Source organism: Comamonas sp. Y33R10-2 (assembly GCF_019355935.1).
Lineage (GTDB): Bacteria > Pseudomonadota > Gammaproteobacteria > Burkholderiales > Burkholderiaceae_C > Comamonas.
On record NZ_CP079925.1, the window covers coordinates 775,815 to 791,645 of the forward strand.

Here is a 15,831-nt window from a genome sequence, read left to right on the forward strand (position 1 = left end):
GGGGACGCCATTGTGCCTTTGCCGGTTTGGCAGCATGCGCATAGGTGTTTGAGATGAAATCAGGCGCAAGTCCATACCTATAAGGCGCTGCTAGCTATGAATTCTGAAATAGATGATTGCTGCGAGACACCTTGCATGGTGCAGGCCCTGCAAGTGAGTTTTGGCTACAAAGACCGAAAGGTAGCCCATCAAGTCTCGCATTGCTGGCATGCAGGCTTGTGCCTGTTGCAAGGCGATGAGGGCGCAGGCAAGACCAGTTGGCTCAAGGCCTTAGCCGGGCAACTGCACCTAAGCAGAGGCGTGCTGCACTATCCGTTTGCCGCGAATGGCACCCTGCCCGCATCATCTTTTTTCTGGCAGGACCCTCGTCAGCCGTTGAGCGAAAGTCACAGCCGTATGACCGCAGAGCGCTGGGCTGCTCTGCAGAGCACGATTTATCCGCATTGGTCCGCGCATGAGTTTGACAAGCATGTGCAAGGTTTTGATCTAGAAGCGCATCTGGGCAAACAACTGCTCGCGCTTTCATCCGGAACATTGCGCAAACTATGGATGGCCGCAGGCTGGGCCAGTGGTGCGGAGCTGGTGCTGATCGACGAGCCACTGGCCGCTTTAGATAAGTCTTCTGAGCGTTATGTGCACCAAGCGTTGACTGAGATGGCTGGGGCGCTGAAAAATCCTAAGCGTCCGCGCAGCGTGATCGTGGCCCATTGGGATGCCATGCAGGGCGTGGACTGGGATGATGTGATGAGCCTAAGCGCAGTGGCTTGAGACCACGCTAGAAATGCAAAACGCCATGGCATGCCCATGGCGTTTTCTCGTTCAAGATGAAGAAAAGAATCAGTCTTTCTTCAAGCAGTCACTCATAAACGCCTTGCGTTCGTCGCCCTTTTTGCCGGTGGCATCTACGTTGCAGCTTTTCATGCGTTCTTGCTGGCGCTTTTTGCCGTCAGACAGGCAGGACTTCATAAAGTCTTTGCGCTCATCGCCTTTTTTACCGGTGGCTTCGGTGTTGCAAGTGCCCATGAGTTGCTGCTGGGCGGTTTTGGGTTTATCTCCAGCAGCCATGCTCATGCTGCAAGCCAGAGACACGACAGCCAGGACAACGAGTTTTTTCATGATGGTATGGTTTTGTGAAAACGCCGACAGCCGACGCATGGCTATTGCAGCACAGCTTGGCTGCTTTGCCCATGACCGCAAACCATGTCTTGTAAAAGTTTGCGATTGAGTGGCGATTAAAGGCCTCTAACAGCGCGATATGGCTCATCGCCAAAACGACAAGTAGATAATGGGCAGCTTTGCTTTCAACCCTGCACCCAAAGGACGATTCGCGTGGATACTTTATTGCTGCTCAAGGCCGCCATCATGGGCATTGTGGAAGGGCTGACCGAGTTCTTGCCCATCTCCTCAACGGGGCACCTGATTTTGGCGGGCTCGCTCATGGGCTTTGTCGGCGGCAAGGCCAAGGTGTTCGAGATCGCTATTCAGACCGGCGCCATCTTTGCCGTAATGCTGGTGTATTGGCAAAAAATTCGCAGCACGCTGATCGAGTTGCCCACCAGCCGCGAGGCGCAAAAATTTGCGCTCAACGTCTTCATCGGCTTTTTGCCTGCCGTGGTGCTGGCGCTGCTGTTTGGCAAGTATGTGCAAGAGCACCTGTTCACGCCTGTGATTGTGGCGACCACGTTCATCATCGGTGGCTTCATTATTTTGTGGGCTGAAAATCGCCCCGCTGCCGCCACTCGCGTGCACTCGGTGGACGATATGACGCCTGTGGATGCGCTCAAGGTCGGTTTGGTGCAATGCTTGGCTCTGATTCCCGGCATGAGCCGTAGCGGCTCGACCATCATTGGTGGCATGGTCATGGGCCTGTCGCGCAAGGCGGCGACGGATTTTTCTTTCTTCTTGGCTATGCCCACGCTGATTGGCGCAGGCGTCTACAGCCTCTACAAAGATCGCGCATTGCTGAGCATGGAAGATGTGCCGCTGTTTGCTGTGGGTCTGTTCTTCTCTTTCATCAGCGCTTGGTTGTGCGTGCGCTGGTTGCTGCGCTTTATCTCCACCAACAGCTTTGTGCCCTTTGCTTGGTACCGCATCGTCTTTGGCATCGTGGTGTTGGTGACGGCTTACACCGGTGTGGTGAACTGGCACCATTAAAACGGTCGCCGAGCTTCCATAAAAAAGCCACTTGCGTGAACTGCAAGTGGCTTTTTTCATAGCTGCTAGCGCTTTCATTGATTCAGTTTTGGCATGATTGATGCCGCAAGTCAATGACTAATGGGCCCTGCCAGCTATCTATTGATGAGCATTTGCTTCAGCCTTACGCAAAATGCTTTGCTCCATATTGAGCAGCGAAGCCTCGATGGCGGCAGCCGTAGCCTGTGGACGCTCCATGGGAAAGAGGTGGCCGCCGTCCAGCATCATGATGCGGCCTTGCGTCATGCGCTGCGTCATCTCCATACCCACCTGCCGCATCTCTGCCGATGAGCGCCCACCAATAAAAGACACGGGGCAGCGCAGCGGGTTGCGCTTGAGTTGGTTGTTGAGGTTGCTGGGCAGGGTGTTGTAGATGGCAGTTTCTACCTCGCGCGTAAACAGCAGGCTGCGCTTGCCCTGATCGCCCACCAAGCCGTGCTCTACATAGTCTTGCAGCACCTGTGGGTGCCATTGGGCAAAGGCTTTTTTGCTGCGAAAGTACTCTAGCGCTTCTTCACTGCTGGCCCAAGTGTAGCGCCGGCGCTGGCTTATCTTGCCCGGCGATACAGAGGCCACAAGTTGTGTCTGCTTGGCCAGCCCCACGGCATTGGCCTTCCAGCCGCCCAGCAAGGGCGAGTCAAGTAGCAGCACGCCGCGCACCAGATCGGGGCGCTTAGAGGCCGCTTGAAAGCTCAGAATGCCGCCCAGCGAGTGACCCACCAAATAAACAGCTTGTCCGTGCTGCTGCACTTTTTTCTCTGCAAACTCGATGAGCTCATCGACTAAATGCGGCCAGTGATTGGTGACGGGGCGTGCCGGGTCATGGCCAAAGCGCTGCACACCACTGGCATCAATGCCGCGCTGGCGCAGCAGAGAAAACAACAGGCGGTAGGTGCAGACAGGAAAGCTGTTGGCGTGCGAGAACACGACGGGCAGGGTGTTCAGATCGCTGACAGAGGCCATGGTGTGAGAGGTGTGAGATGCAGAATATCGAAGAGGGCAGCGAGTGGGAGTGTCATGAAAAACGCACCCTAAGGTGCGTTCATCTTATCGGTTAGACAGCGATGCCTGTCGCTGCAAGCGGGCTTGCTCCTCATTGGACTGAAGGCGCTGGTATTCATTTGCGGCGCTCAGACCTGCTTGGGCTGGCACTGGTGGCTGGCGCAGGGCTGCGGGCGGAATATTGCCAGCGCCAGTGCTCGAGGTAGATTGCATGGCTGTTGTGGGGGCGCCCACCTTGACCAGCGGGTGCGCGCGCGGGCTGTGAATGCGGATGGGCGCGTCCGTCTGGCCGCCATCCCACGCCGGGTCTTCAATGCTGTCAAACACATTGCGCAGGCGCTCTCCCCAGCTGTCATGCAACATGCGCAGGTAGGGGTTGTCGGAGTCCAAGCAGACAATGCGGTCTGAAGCGAAGCGGTTGTTTTCGTAGACGATCAAGTCCAGTGGCAGGCCAACCGAGAGGTTGGATTTGAGCGTGCTGTCCATAGACACCAGCGCGCACTTGGCGGCTTCGTCCAGTGGTGTTTCGGAGGTGATGACGCGGTCCAGCACGGGCTTGCCGTATTTCGATTCGCCGATCTGGAAGTAAGGCGTCTCGCCCGTCGCTTCAATGAAGTTGCCCGCCGAGTAGACCTGAAACAGGCGCATGCCTTCGCCTTGAATCTGGCCGCCCAAAATCATGGAGACATTGAAATCGACGCCTGCGCGCTGCAAAGCTTCACCTTCGCGCTCATACACATGGCGCACGGCCGCGCCCAGCACACGGGCGGCATCGAACATGCTGCGCACGTTCCAGATGGTCAGCATCTCATCGGTGGTGGCGTCATGCAGCTGAAAGCTCTCCAGCAGTTCGCGCACTGACTGAGTGATGGACAGATTGCCTGCAGATTGCAGCACCATGAAACGCTCGCCCGGCTGCTCATAAAGCATGACCTTGCGGAAGGTGCTGATCTGATCGAGACCCGCATTGGTGCGGGAGTCGGACAGAAAAACGAGGCCGGCATTGAGTTTGAGGGCAACGCAGTAAGTCATGACAGAAAACGTTACGGTTAGAGTTTGAAGTGTAGTGGCAGTGGTCGCGTAGTGGCTAACTTAGCTACTACGCGCTGCGACTTGCTTGAGTTGGTAAAGCGCTTCGAGTGCCTCACGAGGGCTCAGGGCATCGGGGTTGATCGCAGCCAGTGCTTGCGCCAGCGGGTTGGGCGTGGCGGCTTCATCGGCTAGCTCGGGCGCATCAAACAGGTTGACTTGCATGTCGTTTTCACCGGCTTGCGACTCCAGCGCTTCAAGCGCATGGCGGGCGTGGTTAAGCACGCCTGCCGGCATTCCGGCCAATTTGGCGACCTGAATACCGTAGCTGCGGCTGGCGGGGCCTGCCTTAATCTCATGCAAAAACACAATGTCGCTGCCCGACTCTGCTGCGCCCACATGCACGTTGACGGCTGCCTTGGCCTTGGCAGGTAATTCGGTCAGCTCAAAGTAATGGGTGGCAAACAACGTGAATGCCTTGGTTTTGTCATGCAGCTGCGTGGCCATGCCGCTGGCCAGCGCCAAACCATCAAAAGTGCTGGTGCCGCGACCAATCTCGTCCATCAGTACCAGAGAGTGGGGCGTGGCCGAATGCAGAATCTGCGCGGCCTCGGTCATCTCCATCATGAAGGTGGACTGGGCGTTGGCCAAGTCATCTGCTGCGCCAATGCGGGTGTGAATGGCGTCGATAGGGCCCAAGCGGCAGCTGGCAGCGGGCACATAGCTGCCCACGCTGGCCAGCAGCACAATCAGAGCAACCTGGCGCATATAGGTCGATTTACCGCCCATGTTCGGGCCGGTAATGATCTGCATGCGCGTGTTCAGATTCATACGCGTGTGGTTGGCGATGAAGCTACCGCTCGATGTTTCGGCCATGCGTGCCTCCACCACGGGGTGGCGGCCGGCTTCGATTTCGATGCAGGGCTGGCTGACGAATTGCGGCTCAGCCCAGTTCAGCGTCAATGACCGCTCGGCCAGCGTGCAAAGCACATCCAGCGCCGCAATGGCCTGTGCCACGCGCGTGAGCTGGGGCACATGGGGCTGGAGCTGATCGAGCACCTGCTCGAACAAAAATTTCTCGCGCTGCAGCGCACGCTCTTGGGCGGACAGGGCTTTGTCTTCAAAGGCTTTGAGCTCAGGCGTGATGTAGCGCTCGGCATTTTTCAGCGTCTGGCGGCGGCGGTAGCGCTCGGGCACCGCATCCTTGTAGCTGTTGGTGATCTCGATGTAAAAACCGTGCACCTTGTTGAACTGCACACGCAGATTCGGAATGCCGGTGAGCAGTTTTTCTTTGGATTCCAGCTCCAACAAAAACTCGTCGCAGTTGTTTTGAATGGCGCGCAGCTCGTCCAGCTCGGCATCAAAACCAGTGGCAATCACGCCGCCATCGCGCACCAGCGCGGCGGGCTCTTCCATGATGGCTTTGGCCAGCAGCTCAGCGCAGCCTTCGGGTGGCAAAAGATCGGTGAAAATCTGAGTCAAATAGGCTGATGGTACTTGCCCTGATTGGGCTAGTTGCTGCGATTTTTGTAGTGTTTTAGACAGGCCCACCAGCTCACGCGGGCGCACTTGGCGCAGGGCGATGCGAGCGGTAATGCGTTCCACATCGCTCACGCCTTTGAGCTCAGCGCGCAGGGCTTGCCAAGGGGCCATGCCAGCGCCTGTGCCGCGCAGTGCGCCAATGGCTTCAAGGCGCTGCATGGCCGATTTGCGATTGCGTTCAGGCTCTAGCAGCCACGCTTTGAGCAGGCGGCTGCCCATGCCAGTCATGCAAGTGTCGAGCAGCGAAAACAGCGTGGGCGAATCCTCGCCGCGCAGCGTTTTGACCAGCTCTAAGTTACGGCGCGTGGCCAGTGGCAAGGCGATCAAGTCATCATCGCGCTGCACGGCAATGGCATGAATGTGCGTGAGGTTGCGGCCTTGCGTGTGTTCGGCGTAAGAGAGCAGGGCAGCGCTGGCGGCGTGGGCCAGTGGCAGGTCTTCAGCCTCCCAAGCTTTGAGGCTGGCTGCGCCCAGTAGTTCGAGCAATTTGCGCTCGCCAAGGCCTGAGTCAAACTGCCAGTCAGGGCGGGGCGACAGTGGGCAGCTAATGGCGCTGCTGTGCTTGATGGCCAGCAGGCTTTGCTCAAAACGCTCAGTGACGCCGGCGCTGTAAATCACTTCGCTGGGACTGATGCGGGCGAGCCAAGAAGCCAGCTCATCGGCTGCGCATTCAGCCATGTGGATGCGGCCTTGGGTCACGGCCATCCATGCCAAGCCGCAGCGCTGGCGGCCCGCCGTGTGCACGGCGACCAGCATGGCTTCACTCTTGTCGGAGAGCAGTTCGCTGTCTGTGAGTGTGCCGGGTGTGACCACGCGCACCACTTTGCGCTCAACCGGGCCTTTGCCCAGACCAATCTCGCCGACCTGCTCGCAAATGGCGGCGGATTCGCCCATCTTGATGAGGCGGCCCAGATAGTTTTCCAGCGCGTGAAAAGGCACGCCGGCCATGGGAATGGGCTGGCCAGCGGTCTGGCCACGCGATGTCAGCGTGATGTCCAGCAGGCGCGTGACTTTTTCGGCGTCGCCAAAGAACAGCTCGTAAAAATCGCCCATGCGATAGAAAACGAGGGTGTCGGGGTACTGCGCTTTGATGGGGAGATATTGCTGGAACATCGGCGTATGCGCCGAGAGATCAGTCATATCAGGGAAATGGGCCAGCGACGGGGTTTCTGTGCTTTTCTGGGTCATCGCTTCAGCGGTATGCAATTCGTGGGGCGCCTAGCCGGTGCTGGGCAGGCGCCAAAACTGCATTATCCGTGATGGTCAATAGCAGGGGGGAATGCTGTTTTTTGCCTATTTTGTGGCTGTTATTCGGTGATTGTTATTTGCGCCTCTACTAACGGCTGCTATTGGTGCGTCATGTGACTTGCGCGTATGAGAGGTGTCGTCCTCATCGTGAATGGGTCGGTAGCTGGCTCCAAAAGACACATCGCCCAGCCGCCAGCCTGCGCGGCAGGTGACGGCGCCCCAGAAGCGCTTGAGTGTGTACCACTGCATGGCGATCAGGCTGCGCTCGTTGTCGGCGTCAACCTCGGGGTCGCTCACGCCTGTGGGGCGCAGTGGCTCGTCGTGATAGAGGGCTGTGCCAAACAGCTGGTCCCACCAAGGCAGAACTTGGCCGAAGTTGCAGTTGTGGCGCTCGGGCCGGTGGGCATCGCGCAGCATGTGGTGGTTGCGGTGAAAGCGCGGGCCGACGAAAAGGCGCTCGCCCACCTTGCCAACCCAGCCCAGACGCAGCGCAATATTGGCGTGAGAGAAGTTTTGCACCAGCTCACTGAGCAAGCCCAGCATGGCGAACTCAGACACATCAAGCCCCATGACAAGGCCGACGGTGGCCAGCACAAAGCTTTGCAGCATGCCGTCCAGATAGTTGCTGCGGTCGTTGCTCCAGCAGCTCATCTGGCGCTGGCTGTGATGCATGCTGTGCATGGCCCACCACCAAGGAATAACGTGCTGAGCGCGGTGCATCCAGTAATACGTGAGGTCGTAGATCACGTAGTACACGGCAAACAAAATATAGGGGTGGCCTTCAAACCACGGCACCCAGGCCTTGAGGCCACTAGCCTCATCAGTGGCTGGCCCGCCGCCCAGCATATGGGCCACGGGCATCAGAATCAGAAAGCTGAACAGCGGAAACAAGCCCAGCAGCATGAGCAGGGTGTAGTTGCGGTCCACCGTGGTGTGGCGGCGATCGGCCCAGCGCTCTGCTGGCAGCAGGCTTTCCAGCGGGCGCATCACGCCGCCAATCAAGAACAGCTGCAGCAGCGCAATCAGCACGCCAGCGGCAATCTCGCGTGGGTCGCCAGCAGCTTCGGCAATATTGAATGCGGTGACGACTGGGGTCACAGCATTCAACGCTACCCAGTCAATGGCCAGTGCCCAGTGCGGGCTGAAAAAATCCATCATCTTGCTTAGCCCTCATGGTCTTTAGGGCAGATTTTGGACAGCGAACTTGTGGATTCTGTGGAGACAAAAAAAGAGCCCGACTCAGATAAGGCGGGCTCTTTATGCAGCCGCGGGGCGACTGCTAATTCGATTGAGTGCTTATTCAGCGGCTTTGGCTTCGCCTTCAGCGCTTTCGTCAGCAGGCAATTCAAAGTTATCTGACTTCACGGCTTGGCGCACATCAGCCTTTTCACCGGCAGTGGCGAACTTGCTGAACTTGCCGATCACGGGGATCAGTGCGCCATAGATGCGGGGAGCTGCGGCCAGAATTTCCTTTTGTTCCAGGAAGTCAGCTTCGCCGGTGAAGTTGCCGACCAGACCACCGGCTTCGCTGACCAGCAGCGAGCCTGCAGCCACGTCCCAGATGGACAGGCCGGACTCAAAGAAGCCGTCTGCAAAACCGGCGGCCACGTAGGCCAGATCCAGAGCGGCAGAGCCGGGGCGACGCACGCCAGCAGTGCGTTGCATCACTTCGCCCAGCATCAGCATGTATTGCTTGAAGTTGTCGCCACGGCGGAATGGGAAGCCGGTGGAGATCAGGCAGTCACGCAGCTGAGTGCGCTTGGAGACGCGGATGCGGCGCTCGTTGAGGTAAGCACCACGGCCCTTGGTGGCGGTGAACAGGTCGTTACGGCTGGGGTCATAGACCACGGCGTGCTCGACCTTGCCCTTGTAGGCCAGAGCGATGCTGACGCAGTACACGGGGAAGCCGTGGATGAAGTTGGTGGTGCCGTCCAGAGGATCGATGATCCAGACGTGGTCAGAGTTCTTGGCACCGTGCTCTTGACCCGACTCTTCAGCCAGGATGGAGTGCTGGGGGTAGGCGTTCAGCAGCGTCTCGATGATGACGCGCTCAGCGGCTTGGTCTACCTCGGTCACAAAGTCGTTTACCTGCTTTTGCGCAACGCGCACCGATTCCACATCTAGTGCGGCACGGTTGATGATGGCGCCAGCGGCGCGAGCAGCCTTGATGGCCACGTTGAGCATGGGGTGCAGGGAATTCGACATAAATTGTGTGTGCCTTGGCGGCTCAGCCCAAAGCAAAGCTGGGATGAACTACGCGGGTAAGAACGTAAAAAGCCGCGACCGGCGATGCGGGGCGGCGACAATAGGCGCAATTCTACCCAGCCTGCGCTTTTTTTGCTTGTGTAGCCTTGAGACCTGAGGGTCTTGCCCGTGGCTTTCATTGAGTGGCAGAGAGCGTGGGTGTGGTCTTTTGCTGCTTTTATCAAGGCCCTGTGTGGGGCTTTTTGTTGTGATGAAAACCCGATTCGTACTGATTGAAACCAGCCACGCTGGCAACGTAGGCGCTGCGGCCCGCGCGCTCAAAACCATGGGCTTTGATGACTTGGTGCTGGTGCGTCCACGTTACGCCAACGTGCTGCGCAAGGAAGAAACCATTCAGCGTGCCAGTGGTGCGCTGGACGTTTTGGGCAACTGCCGCATTGTGGAAACGCTGGAAGAAGCGCTGGATGGCATCAGCCACATGTGTGCCACAGCCATGACGCCACGCGATTTTGGCCCGCCCACTCGCACGCCGCGTGAACACTTTGAGTTGCTACTAAAAGGTGAGCTAGACGTCCGCACTGCCCCTTCAGCTGATGCTAATTTGACGGATAACGCCGCCACGCCCGGCGCTGCCTGCAACCAAAAGGGCGTGGCCTTTTTGTTCGGCTGCGAGCGCTTTGGCATGAGCAATGACGACGTGTACCGCTGCGATGTGGCGCTGTCCATTCCGTCCAATCCGCAGTTTGGCTCGCTCAATTTGGCGTCAGCCATTCAGGTGATTGCTTATGACTGGCGTGAAGCCTTGGGTGGTTTCCCAGTCGAAGAACATACGCCTGAGGTGAACCGCGCTGACATGGCACAGGTGCAGGGCATGCTGAGCCACTTTGAGCAGGCGCTGAGCCATGTTGGTTTTCTCGACCCTGCAGCGCCTAAAAAGCTCATGCCCCGCCTTAACCAGCTTTTCAACCGCGCGCAGCTGACGCAGGAAGAAATCCATATTCTTCGCGGTGTTGCCAAGGCGATGCTCAAGAGCGAGCCGCCAACCCGCTAGACTTCACCGAATAAACATTTCCTCACGTTGTTCATTGATGCTAGATAGCCTGCGCTCCGACATCCAGTGCATTCTCGACCGCGACCCCGCGGCTCGCAGCACCTGGGAAGTCATCACCTGTTACCCCGGCCTGCACGCTATTTGGCTGCAACGTCCGGCTCACTGGTGCTGGACGCATGGTTTTAAATGGCTGGGCCGCTTCATCTCACACATGGGGCGCTGGCTCACGGGCATTGAAATCCACCCCGGTGCGGTGATTGGCAAAGAAGTCTTTATCGATCACGGCATGGGTGTTGTGATTGGTGAGACCGCCGTGGTGGGTGATGGCTGCACTATCTATCACGGCGTAACGCTGGGCGGCACATCGCTGTACAAGGGCGCCAAGCGCCACCCCACGCTGGGCAAGAACGTGGTGGTTAGCGCCGGCGCCAAGGTGCTGGGTGGCTTTGAGGTGGGGGATGGTGCCAAGATTGGCAGCAACGCCGTGGTCATCAAACCCGTGCCTGCAGGCGCTACAGCGGTGGGCATTCCTGCGCGCATCATCCAGAGCAAAAGCGGCCAGAGCGCGGATGTGACCGAGCATGAAGTGGCTCCCAAGGCCGTTGTGCAGCCCGCGCGTGCCTTTGATGAAGATTGCGGCCAAAGTTTTAGCGCCTATGGCGTCACGTCTGAGGTGGACCCCGTGGCCCAGGCCATGCGTTCATTGTCTGACGGTGCATCTAGCCACGAAAAGCAGATTGCGCTGCTGTGGGCCGCGATTGAGAAGCTGTCGATTCAAGGTCAGGTTAAAGACTGCATGCCTTGCGAGTCTGATCGTCCTGAAGCCTTTCAAAAAGACAAAATCGATCAGATTTTGGGAAAATAAGGCGCAAGTCCTTATTTAGTAATCACATGTAGCTATATTTTTAATAGTAATTGCAGAAAAAGCCGGATCGCGTTGCAGTGGGCCGGCTTTTTTGCAACAGCGCCTGTGCTTGATATGTACTGACTTCGGTCTGCGAACGCTGCAACAGCTTCTACACTGCAGTGCAGCAAACTAGGAGAGACAAATGAATATCGAACAAGCCTTGCAGCAACGCAGCTCTGTGCGTGCTTTTACTAACCAGACCATTTCCGGCGAAATTGTGCGCGGGCTGCTGAAAAAAGCATCTCAAGCGCCATCCGGCGGCAATATGCAGCCTTGGCGCGTGACGGCGGTGGGCGGTCAGGCACTGAAGGATTTGAGTGCCAAGGCCAAAGTAACTGAGCCTGTGCAACGCCCCGGTCTGTCCTACCCCGCAGGTCTGTGGGAGCCTTACCGCAGCCGCCGATTTGAAAACGGTGAAGACCTGTACCGTGCGCTGAATATTGGCCGTGAAGACAAGGCTGCTCGCTTAGAACAACTGGCCAAGAATTCTCAGATGTTCGGTGCGCCCGTCGGTATTTTTATCGCAGTGGAAGAGCGCATGGGCTATGCACAGTGGATTGATTTGGGCATCTATCTGCAATCTTTTATGTTGCTGGCCGCCGAACAGGGGCTTGCCACCTGCGCTCAGGGCTTTTGGCGCATGTACAGCGATATGTTGATTGAGCAGCTGGCGCTGCCGGCGGGCTACCAAATTGCGTTTGGTGTTGCGCTGGGTTATGAAGATACGAGTGCGCCTATCAACCAGTGGCAGTCTAGCCGCGCAGATAGCGAAGAGTGGCTGAGCCTGAAAGGTCTGGATTAAGGCACTTGCCCGCTGAAGAACATCAGGCCTATACTGCCCGCTGCTCCGGGGTGTGCGAAAGCGCTGAGAGACCAAAAACCAAACAGTCACAGACCGTTTGGACGAGGTTAACCCGACGAACTTGATCCGGCTCATACCGGCGTAAGAAGAGCGGGACCCTGATGCAGGGCCAGAGGGAGGAAAGCGGAGGTTGCCTTGCGGCCATCGCGTTCAATTTTTTGGCAAAGCAAACCCCAGGCGCTTCTCGCGTACTGGGGTTTTGTCTTTTTAAAGGTATTCCGGTGCGCAGAAGAAAAGGCTAAAACCCATGTGTTTTAGCTGCACAGGCCAAGCATCTATTACGGATGCTTGCGCCGGTGTTGGGGCGATCGCAGAAGGGCCGCACTCCGCGGAGCGTTAAGACCATTTCAAACGCTTTACGGAGACTGCGATGACCGCCCCTGATTCCATCTTTACGCCACTTGCATCCCATTTTTCTGGCGATGCGCCTGATTCAGCTCGCTTTGCAGACTTGTTAGCCCAGTCGCGCCAGCCGTTTCCTGCATCCAGCAAGAGCTACCTGATCGGCGCGGGTCATCCCGATTTGCGTGTGCCGGTGCGTGATATTGCACTCACGAATGGTGAGCAGGTCAGCGTGTATGACACCTCAGGCCCTTACACCGACCCGGCCGTGAGTATTGATGTGCGTAGCGGCTTGCCCAATGTGCGCGGCGCATGGATTGAGCAGCGTGGTGACAGCGAGTTTTATGTGGGTCGTCAGCGCCTCGCATTGGATGATGGCGGCAAGCGGGGCGACGAAGATGTGCGCGTGGCTCAGTTACGCGCCGAAGCGGCCGCATTGCAACGTCAGCCCCGTCGCGCCAAGTCCGGTCAGAACGTGACCCAGATGCACTACGCAAAGCGCGGAATCATCACGCCCGAAATGGAATACGTGGCTCTGCGTGAAAACGGCCGCCGCGAATGGATGCAGCAGTACCAGCAAGACGCAGCGCGTGAGCTTCGCTTGGCTGGCAACAGCATGGGCGCAGCCATTCCCAAGATCATCACCCCCGAGTTTGTGCGCGCCGAGATCGCCCGCGGCCGCGCCATCATTCCCGCCAACATCAACCACCCGGAAATTGAGCCCATGGCGATTGGCCGCAACTTCAAGGTCAAGATCAACGCCAACATCGGCAACTCCGCCGTCACGTCGAGCATTGAGGAAGAAGTCGAAAAACTGGTCTGGGCGATTCGCTGGGGTGCGGACAATGTGATGGATCTCTCGACCGGCAAAAACATTCACACCACGCGCGACTGGATTGTGCGCAACTCGCCCGTGCCGATTGGCACCGTGCCGATTTATCAAGCATTAGAAAAAGTCGGTGGCATTGCCGAAGATCTAAGCTGGCCCATCTTTCGTGACACGCTGGTGGAGCAAGCCGAACAAGGCGTGGATTACTTCACCATTCACGCCGGTGTGCGTTTGGCTTATATCCACCTTACGGCGCAGCGCCGCACGGGCATCGTCTCGCGTGGTGGCTCCATCATGGCCAAGTGGTGCATGGCGCACCACCGAGAGAGCTTTCTCTACGAGCATTTTGAAGATATCTGCGACATCATGAAGCAGTACGACGTGAGCTTCTCGCTGGGCGACGGTCTGCGCCCCGGCTGCGCGTCCGACGCCAATGACGAAGCCCAGTTTGCCGAACTGGCCACGCTGGGTGAGCTAACTCAAGTCGCTTGGAAGCACGATGTGCAGACCATGATCGAAGGCCCCGGCCATGTGCCCATGCACATGATTCAGGCCAATATGACCGAGCAGCTCAAGCATTGCCGCGAAGCGCCGTTTTACACGCTCGGTCCCCTGACCATCGACATCGCCCCCGGCTACGACCACATTGCCAGCGCCGTTGGCGCGGCCATGATTGGCTGGATGGGCACGGCCATGCTGTGCTATGTGACGCCTAAAGAACACTTGGGCTTGCCGGACCGAGATGACGTCAAGCAAGGCATCATTGCGTACAAAATTGCGGCCCACGCCGCGGACGTAGCCAAGGGTCATCCCGGTGCCCGCTCACGCGACGATGCACTGAGTCAGGCGCGTTTTGACTTCCGCTGGGAAGACCAGTTTAACCTAGGACTGGACCCGGACACTGCTCGGGCCTTCCATGACGAAACCCTGCCCAAGGACAGTGCCAAGGTGGCGCACTTTTGCAGCATGTGTGGCCCCAAGTTCTGCTCGATGAAGATTACACAGGAGGTGCGTGAGTTCGCTGCAGCCAAGGGCTTGGCTGAAGATCAAGCGCTGGCCGTGGGCATGCAAGCCAAGGCAGGTGAATTCAACAAGGCTGGCGGGGATTTTTATATCCCTATCGTCACTGCATCGACAGACACCACGGCACGATGATATTGAGTTGGAATGCGCTTTCAGCGTTTGATGAAATTGCGTAATCCGATATGAAAAATGGAGGCGTAAGCCTCCTTTCCCGAGTTGTAGCCTGAGTCAGATGTCCCTGTTTTGTGGACCGGACTGCGCCATGATGTCGCAGTCCGCTTTATTCGAGGGCGTGGCGCTCTTTATGCCGCGGTTTAACTCAGCGCCAGTACTGGCATTTGCTCTCTGCTTTGGTGGTCCAAATTTGTTCTGCGGGTAGCTTTTTGATGATCTTGTAGTAGTCCCAAGTACCTTTCGATTCGGCGGGTGACTTCACTTGCATCAGATACATGTCGTGCACATAGCGACCATCTTCGCGGATATAGCCCTGACCGAAGAAGTCGTCTATTTTTGTGCTTTTCAGCGTGGCCATAACCTTGTCGGCGTCCAGCGTGCCGGCTTTTTCCACGGCCTTGAGATAGTTCATAGTGGCAGAGTAATCAGCCGCTTGAATTTCACTGGGGCGGCGCTGAGTTTTGGCCATGAAGGCATCTGCAAATTTGCGTGATGCATCGTTCATGTCCCAGTACCAAGGCGCGGTGAATTGCATGCCTTCGGTGTTCTTCAGGCCTAGGCTGTGAATGTCCGAGAAAAAGACCAGCATGCCGGCCAGCTTCATGTTCTTGGTCACGCCAAACTCTTTGGCGGCCTTAATGGAGTTGATGGTGTCGCCACCCGCATTGGCCAGGCCCAGAATCTGAGCTTTACTGTTTTGCGCTTGCAGCATGAAGCTGGAGAAGTCGCTGGCGTTGAGCGGTGTCTTGACCGAGCCCAGCACCTTACCGCCCTTGGCTTCAATGATCTTGGTGGTGTCGGCTTCTAGGGCATGGCCAAAGGCATAGTCAGCCGTTACAAAAAACCAGTTTTTGCCGCCCGTGTCAACAATGGCGCTGCCTGTGCCTTTGGCCAGAGCCACGGTGTCAAAAGCGTAGTGCACGGTGTAGGGGCTGCATTGCTCATTGGTCAGGGCAGAGCTGCCTGCGCCGTTGTCGATAAAGATGCGCTTTTTTTCTTGCGCCACCTTGGCCATGGCCAGCGCTGTTGCGGAGTTGGTGCCGCCAAACACCAAGCTAATGCCTTGCGTATCAATCCATTCACGGGCCTTGCTGGCGGCGATGTCTGCCTTGTTCTGGTGGTCGGCGCTCAGTAGCTCGATGGGCTTGCCCAGCACCTTGCCACCAAAGTCGTCAATCGCCATCTGGATGGCGACAGCGCCGTTCTTGCCTTCCACGTCAGCATAGAGGCTGGACATATCGGTGATAAAACCGATTTTGACTTTCTCTTGTGCCATGGCGGGGACGGCAAAGACGGCGCTTAGTGCAATCGCCAGCACAGAGGCGGTGGGCACGGACTTGGACAAGCGGGGCATGAAGTCTCCTGAAAATTTTGGAAATATGCAGCGCTTTTTCGGCGGGTAGCCGCTGTCGCTGCATCGCAGC

The 15,831-nt window shown here is 57.5% G+C and carries 13 protein-coding genes and 1 riboswitch; of the genes, 6 read left to right on the forward strand and 7 right to left on the reverse strand.

Annotated elements, in window-relative coordinates; all coding sequences use genetic code 11:
• Positions 1–96 precede the first annotated feature (96 nt).
• A complete protein-coding gene (locus tag KUF54_RS03450) occupies positions 97–768 on the forward strand; it encodes an ATP-binding cassette domain-containing protein (protein WP_219345269.1) in 672 nt (223 codons plus the stop codon).
• Between the two features lie 69 nt (positions 769–837).
• Here KUF54_RS03450 and KUF54_RS03455 read toward each other — a convergent pair whose 3' ends face one another.
• Positions 838–1,116 carry a PsiF family protein gene (locus KUF54_RS03455; RefSeq protein ID WP_219345271.1) on the reverse strand — a complete coding sequence of 93 codons (279 nt, stop codon included), beginning with the start codon at positions 1,114–1,116 and terminating at the stop codon, positions 838–840.
• Between the two features lie 213 nt (positions 1,117–1,329).
• On the opposite strand from KUF54_RS03455, the gene KUF54_RS03460 reads away from it, so the two are divergent.
• Entirely contained in the window at positions 1,330–2,154 is an 825-nt protein-coding gene (locus tag KUF54_RS03460; RefSeq protein WP_219345273.1) for an undecaprenyl-diphosphate phosphatase, read from the forward strand.
• Between the two features lie 138 nt (positions 2,155–2,292).
• Here KUF54_RS03460 and KUF54_RS03465 read toward each other — a convergent pair whose 3' ends face one another.
• The 5 genes from KUF54_RS03465 to KUF54_RS03485 all read right to left on the reverse strand — a co-directional run bounded on the left by KUF54_RS03465 (position 2,293) and on the right by KUF54_RS03485 (position 9,219).
• Entirely contained in the window at positions 2,293–3,156 is an 864-nt protein-coding gene (locus KUF54_RS03465; RefSeq protein ID WP_219345275.1) for an alpha/beta fold hydrolase, read from the reverse strand.
• 84 nt (positions 3,157–3,240) lie between these two features.
• On the reverse strand, positions 3,241–4,227 hold the full coding sequence (locus KUF54_RS03470; protein ID WP_219345277.1) for a proteasome-type protease: 987 nt from the start codon (positions 4,225–4,227) through the stop codon (positions 3,241–3,243).
• A 60-nt stretch (positions 4,228–4,287) separates the two neighbouring features.
• Positions 4,288–6,879 (reverse strand): DNA mismatch repair protein MutS, encoded by a 2,592-nt coding sequence (gene mutS / locus KUF54_RS03475; RefSeq protein WP_255576416.1) that lies wholly within the window; start codon positions 6,877–6,879, stop codon positions 4,288–4,290.
• Between the two features lie 180 nt (positions 6,880–7,059).
• Positions 7,060–8,172, reverse strand: coding sequence for a sterol desaturase family protein (locus KUF54_RS03480; protein ID WP_255576272.1), 1,113 nt, complete (start codon positions 8,170–8,172; stop codon positions 7,060–7,062).
• Between the two features lie 138 nt (positions 8,173–8,310).
• Entirely contained in the window at positions 8,311–9,219 is a 909-nt protein-coding gene (locus tag KUF54_RS03485) for an inositol monophosphatase family protein (protein WP_219345279.1), read from the reverse strand.
• Positions 9,220–9,469: 250 nt separating this feature from the next.
• Between KUF54_RS03485 and KUF54_RS03490 the strand changes: the two genes are divergently transcribed.
• From KUF54_RS03490 to thiC, 4 genes are all read left to right on the forward strand, one after another.
• Complete coding sequence (locus KUF54_RS03490) at positions 9,470–10,270, forward strand: RNA methyltransferase (RefSeq protein ID WP_219345281.1); 801 nt, start codon at positions 9,470–9,472, stop codon at positions 10,268–10,270.
• Positions 10,271–10,307: 37 nt separating this feature from the next.
• Complete coding sequence (gene cysE / locus KUF54_RS03495) at positions 10,308–11,135, forward strand: serine O-acetyltransferase (RefSeq protein ID WP_219345283.1); 828 nt, start codon at positions 10,308–10,310, stop codon at positions 11,133–11,135.
• Positions 11,136–11,319: 184 nt separating this feature from the next.
• The gene (locus KUF54_RS03500) at positions 11,320–11,979 is read left to right on the forward strand and encodes a nitroreductase (protein ID WP_219345285.1); all 660 of its coding nucleotides are present in this window, start codon (positions 11,320–11,322) and stop codon (positions 11,977–11,979) included.
• Positions 11,980–12,015: 36 nt separating this feature from the next.
• A riboswitch (TPP riboswitch) is annotated at positions 12,016–12,144 on the forward strand.
• Positions 12,145–12,409: 265 nt separating this feature from the next.
• Positions 12,410–14,365, forward strand: a complete 1,956-nt coding sequence (gene thiC / locus KUF54_RS03505; RefSeq protein ID WP_255576274.1) for a phosphomethylpyrimidine synthase ThiC — start codon at positions 12,410–12,412, stop codon at positions 14,363–14,365.
• A gap of 187 nt (positions 14,366–14,552) precedes the next feature.
• Here thiC and KUF54_RS03510 read toward each other — a convergent pair whose 3' ends face one another.
• A complete protein-coding gene (locus KUF54_RS03510; RefSeq protein ID WP_219345287.1) occupies positions 14,553–15,761 on the reverse strand; it encodes an ABC transporter substrate-binding protein in 1,209 nt (402 codons plus the stop codon).
• Positions 15,762–15,831 lie beyond the last annotated feature (70 nt).

Excerpts from the sequence above, each read along its gene's own strand:
- KUF54_RS03450 (WP_219345269.1), top strand. The coding sequence starts at position 97 with ATGAATTCTGAAATAGATGATTGCTGCGAGACACCTTGCATGGTGCAG.
- KUF54_RS03500 (WP_219345285.1), top strand. The coding sequence starts at position 11,320 with ATGAATATCGAACAAGCCTTGCAGCAACGCAGCTCTGTGCGTGCTTTT.
- KUF54_RS03485 (WP_219345279.1), bottom strand. The coding sequence starts at position 9,219 with ATGTCGAATTCCCTGCACCCCATGCTCAACGTGGCCATCAAGGCTGCT.
- KUF54_RS03465 (WP_219345275.1), bottom strand. The coding sequence starts at position 3,156 with ATGGCCTCTGTCAGCGATCTGAACACCCTGCCCGTCGTGTTCTCGCAC.
- cysE (WP_219345283.1), top strand. The coding sequence starts at position 10,308 with ATGCTAGATAGCCTGCGCTCCGACATCCAGTGCATTCTCGACCGCGAC.
- KUF54_RS03490 (WP_219345281.1), top strand. The coding sequence starts at position 9,470 with ATGAAAACCCGATTCGTACTGATTGAAACCAGCCACGCTGGCAACGTA.
- KUF54_RS03510 (WP_219345287.1), bottom strand. The coding sequence starts at position 15,761 with ATGCCCCGCTTGTCCAAGTCCGTGCCCACCGCCTCTGTGCTGGCGATT.
- KUF54_RS03480 (WP_255576272.1), bottom strand. The coding sequence starts at position 8,172 with ATGATGGATTTTTTCAGCCCGCACTGGGCACTGGCCATTGACTGGGTA.
- KUF54_RS03470 (WP_219345277.1), bottom strand. The coding sequence starts at position 4,227 with ATGACTTACTGCGTTGCCCTCAAACTCAATGCCGGCCTCGTTTTTCTG.
- thiC (WP_255576274.1), top strand. The coding sequence starts at position 12,410 with ATGACCGCCCCTGATTCCATCTTTACGCCACTTGCATCCCATTTTTCT.
- mutS (WP_255576416.1), bottom strand. The coding sequence starts at position 6,879 with ATGTTCCAGCAATATCTCCCCATCAAAGCGCAGTACCCCGACACCCTC.
- KUF54_RS03455 (WP_219345271.1), bottom strand. The coding sequence starts at position 1,116 with ATGAAAAAACTCGTTGTCCTGGCTGTCGTGTCTCTGGCTTGCAGCATG.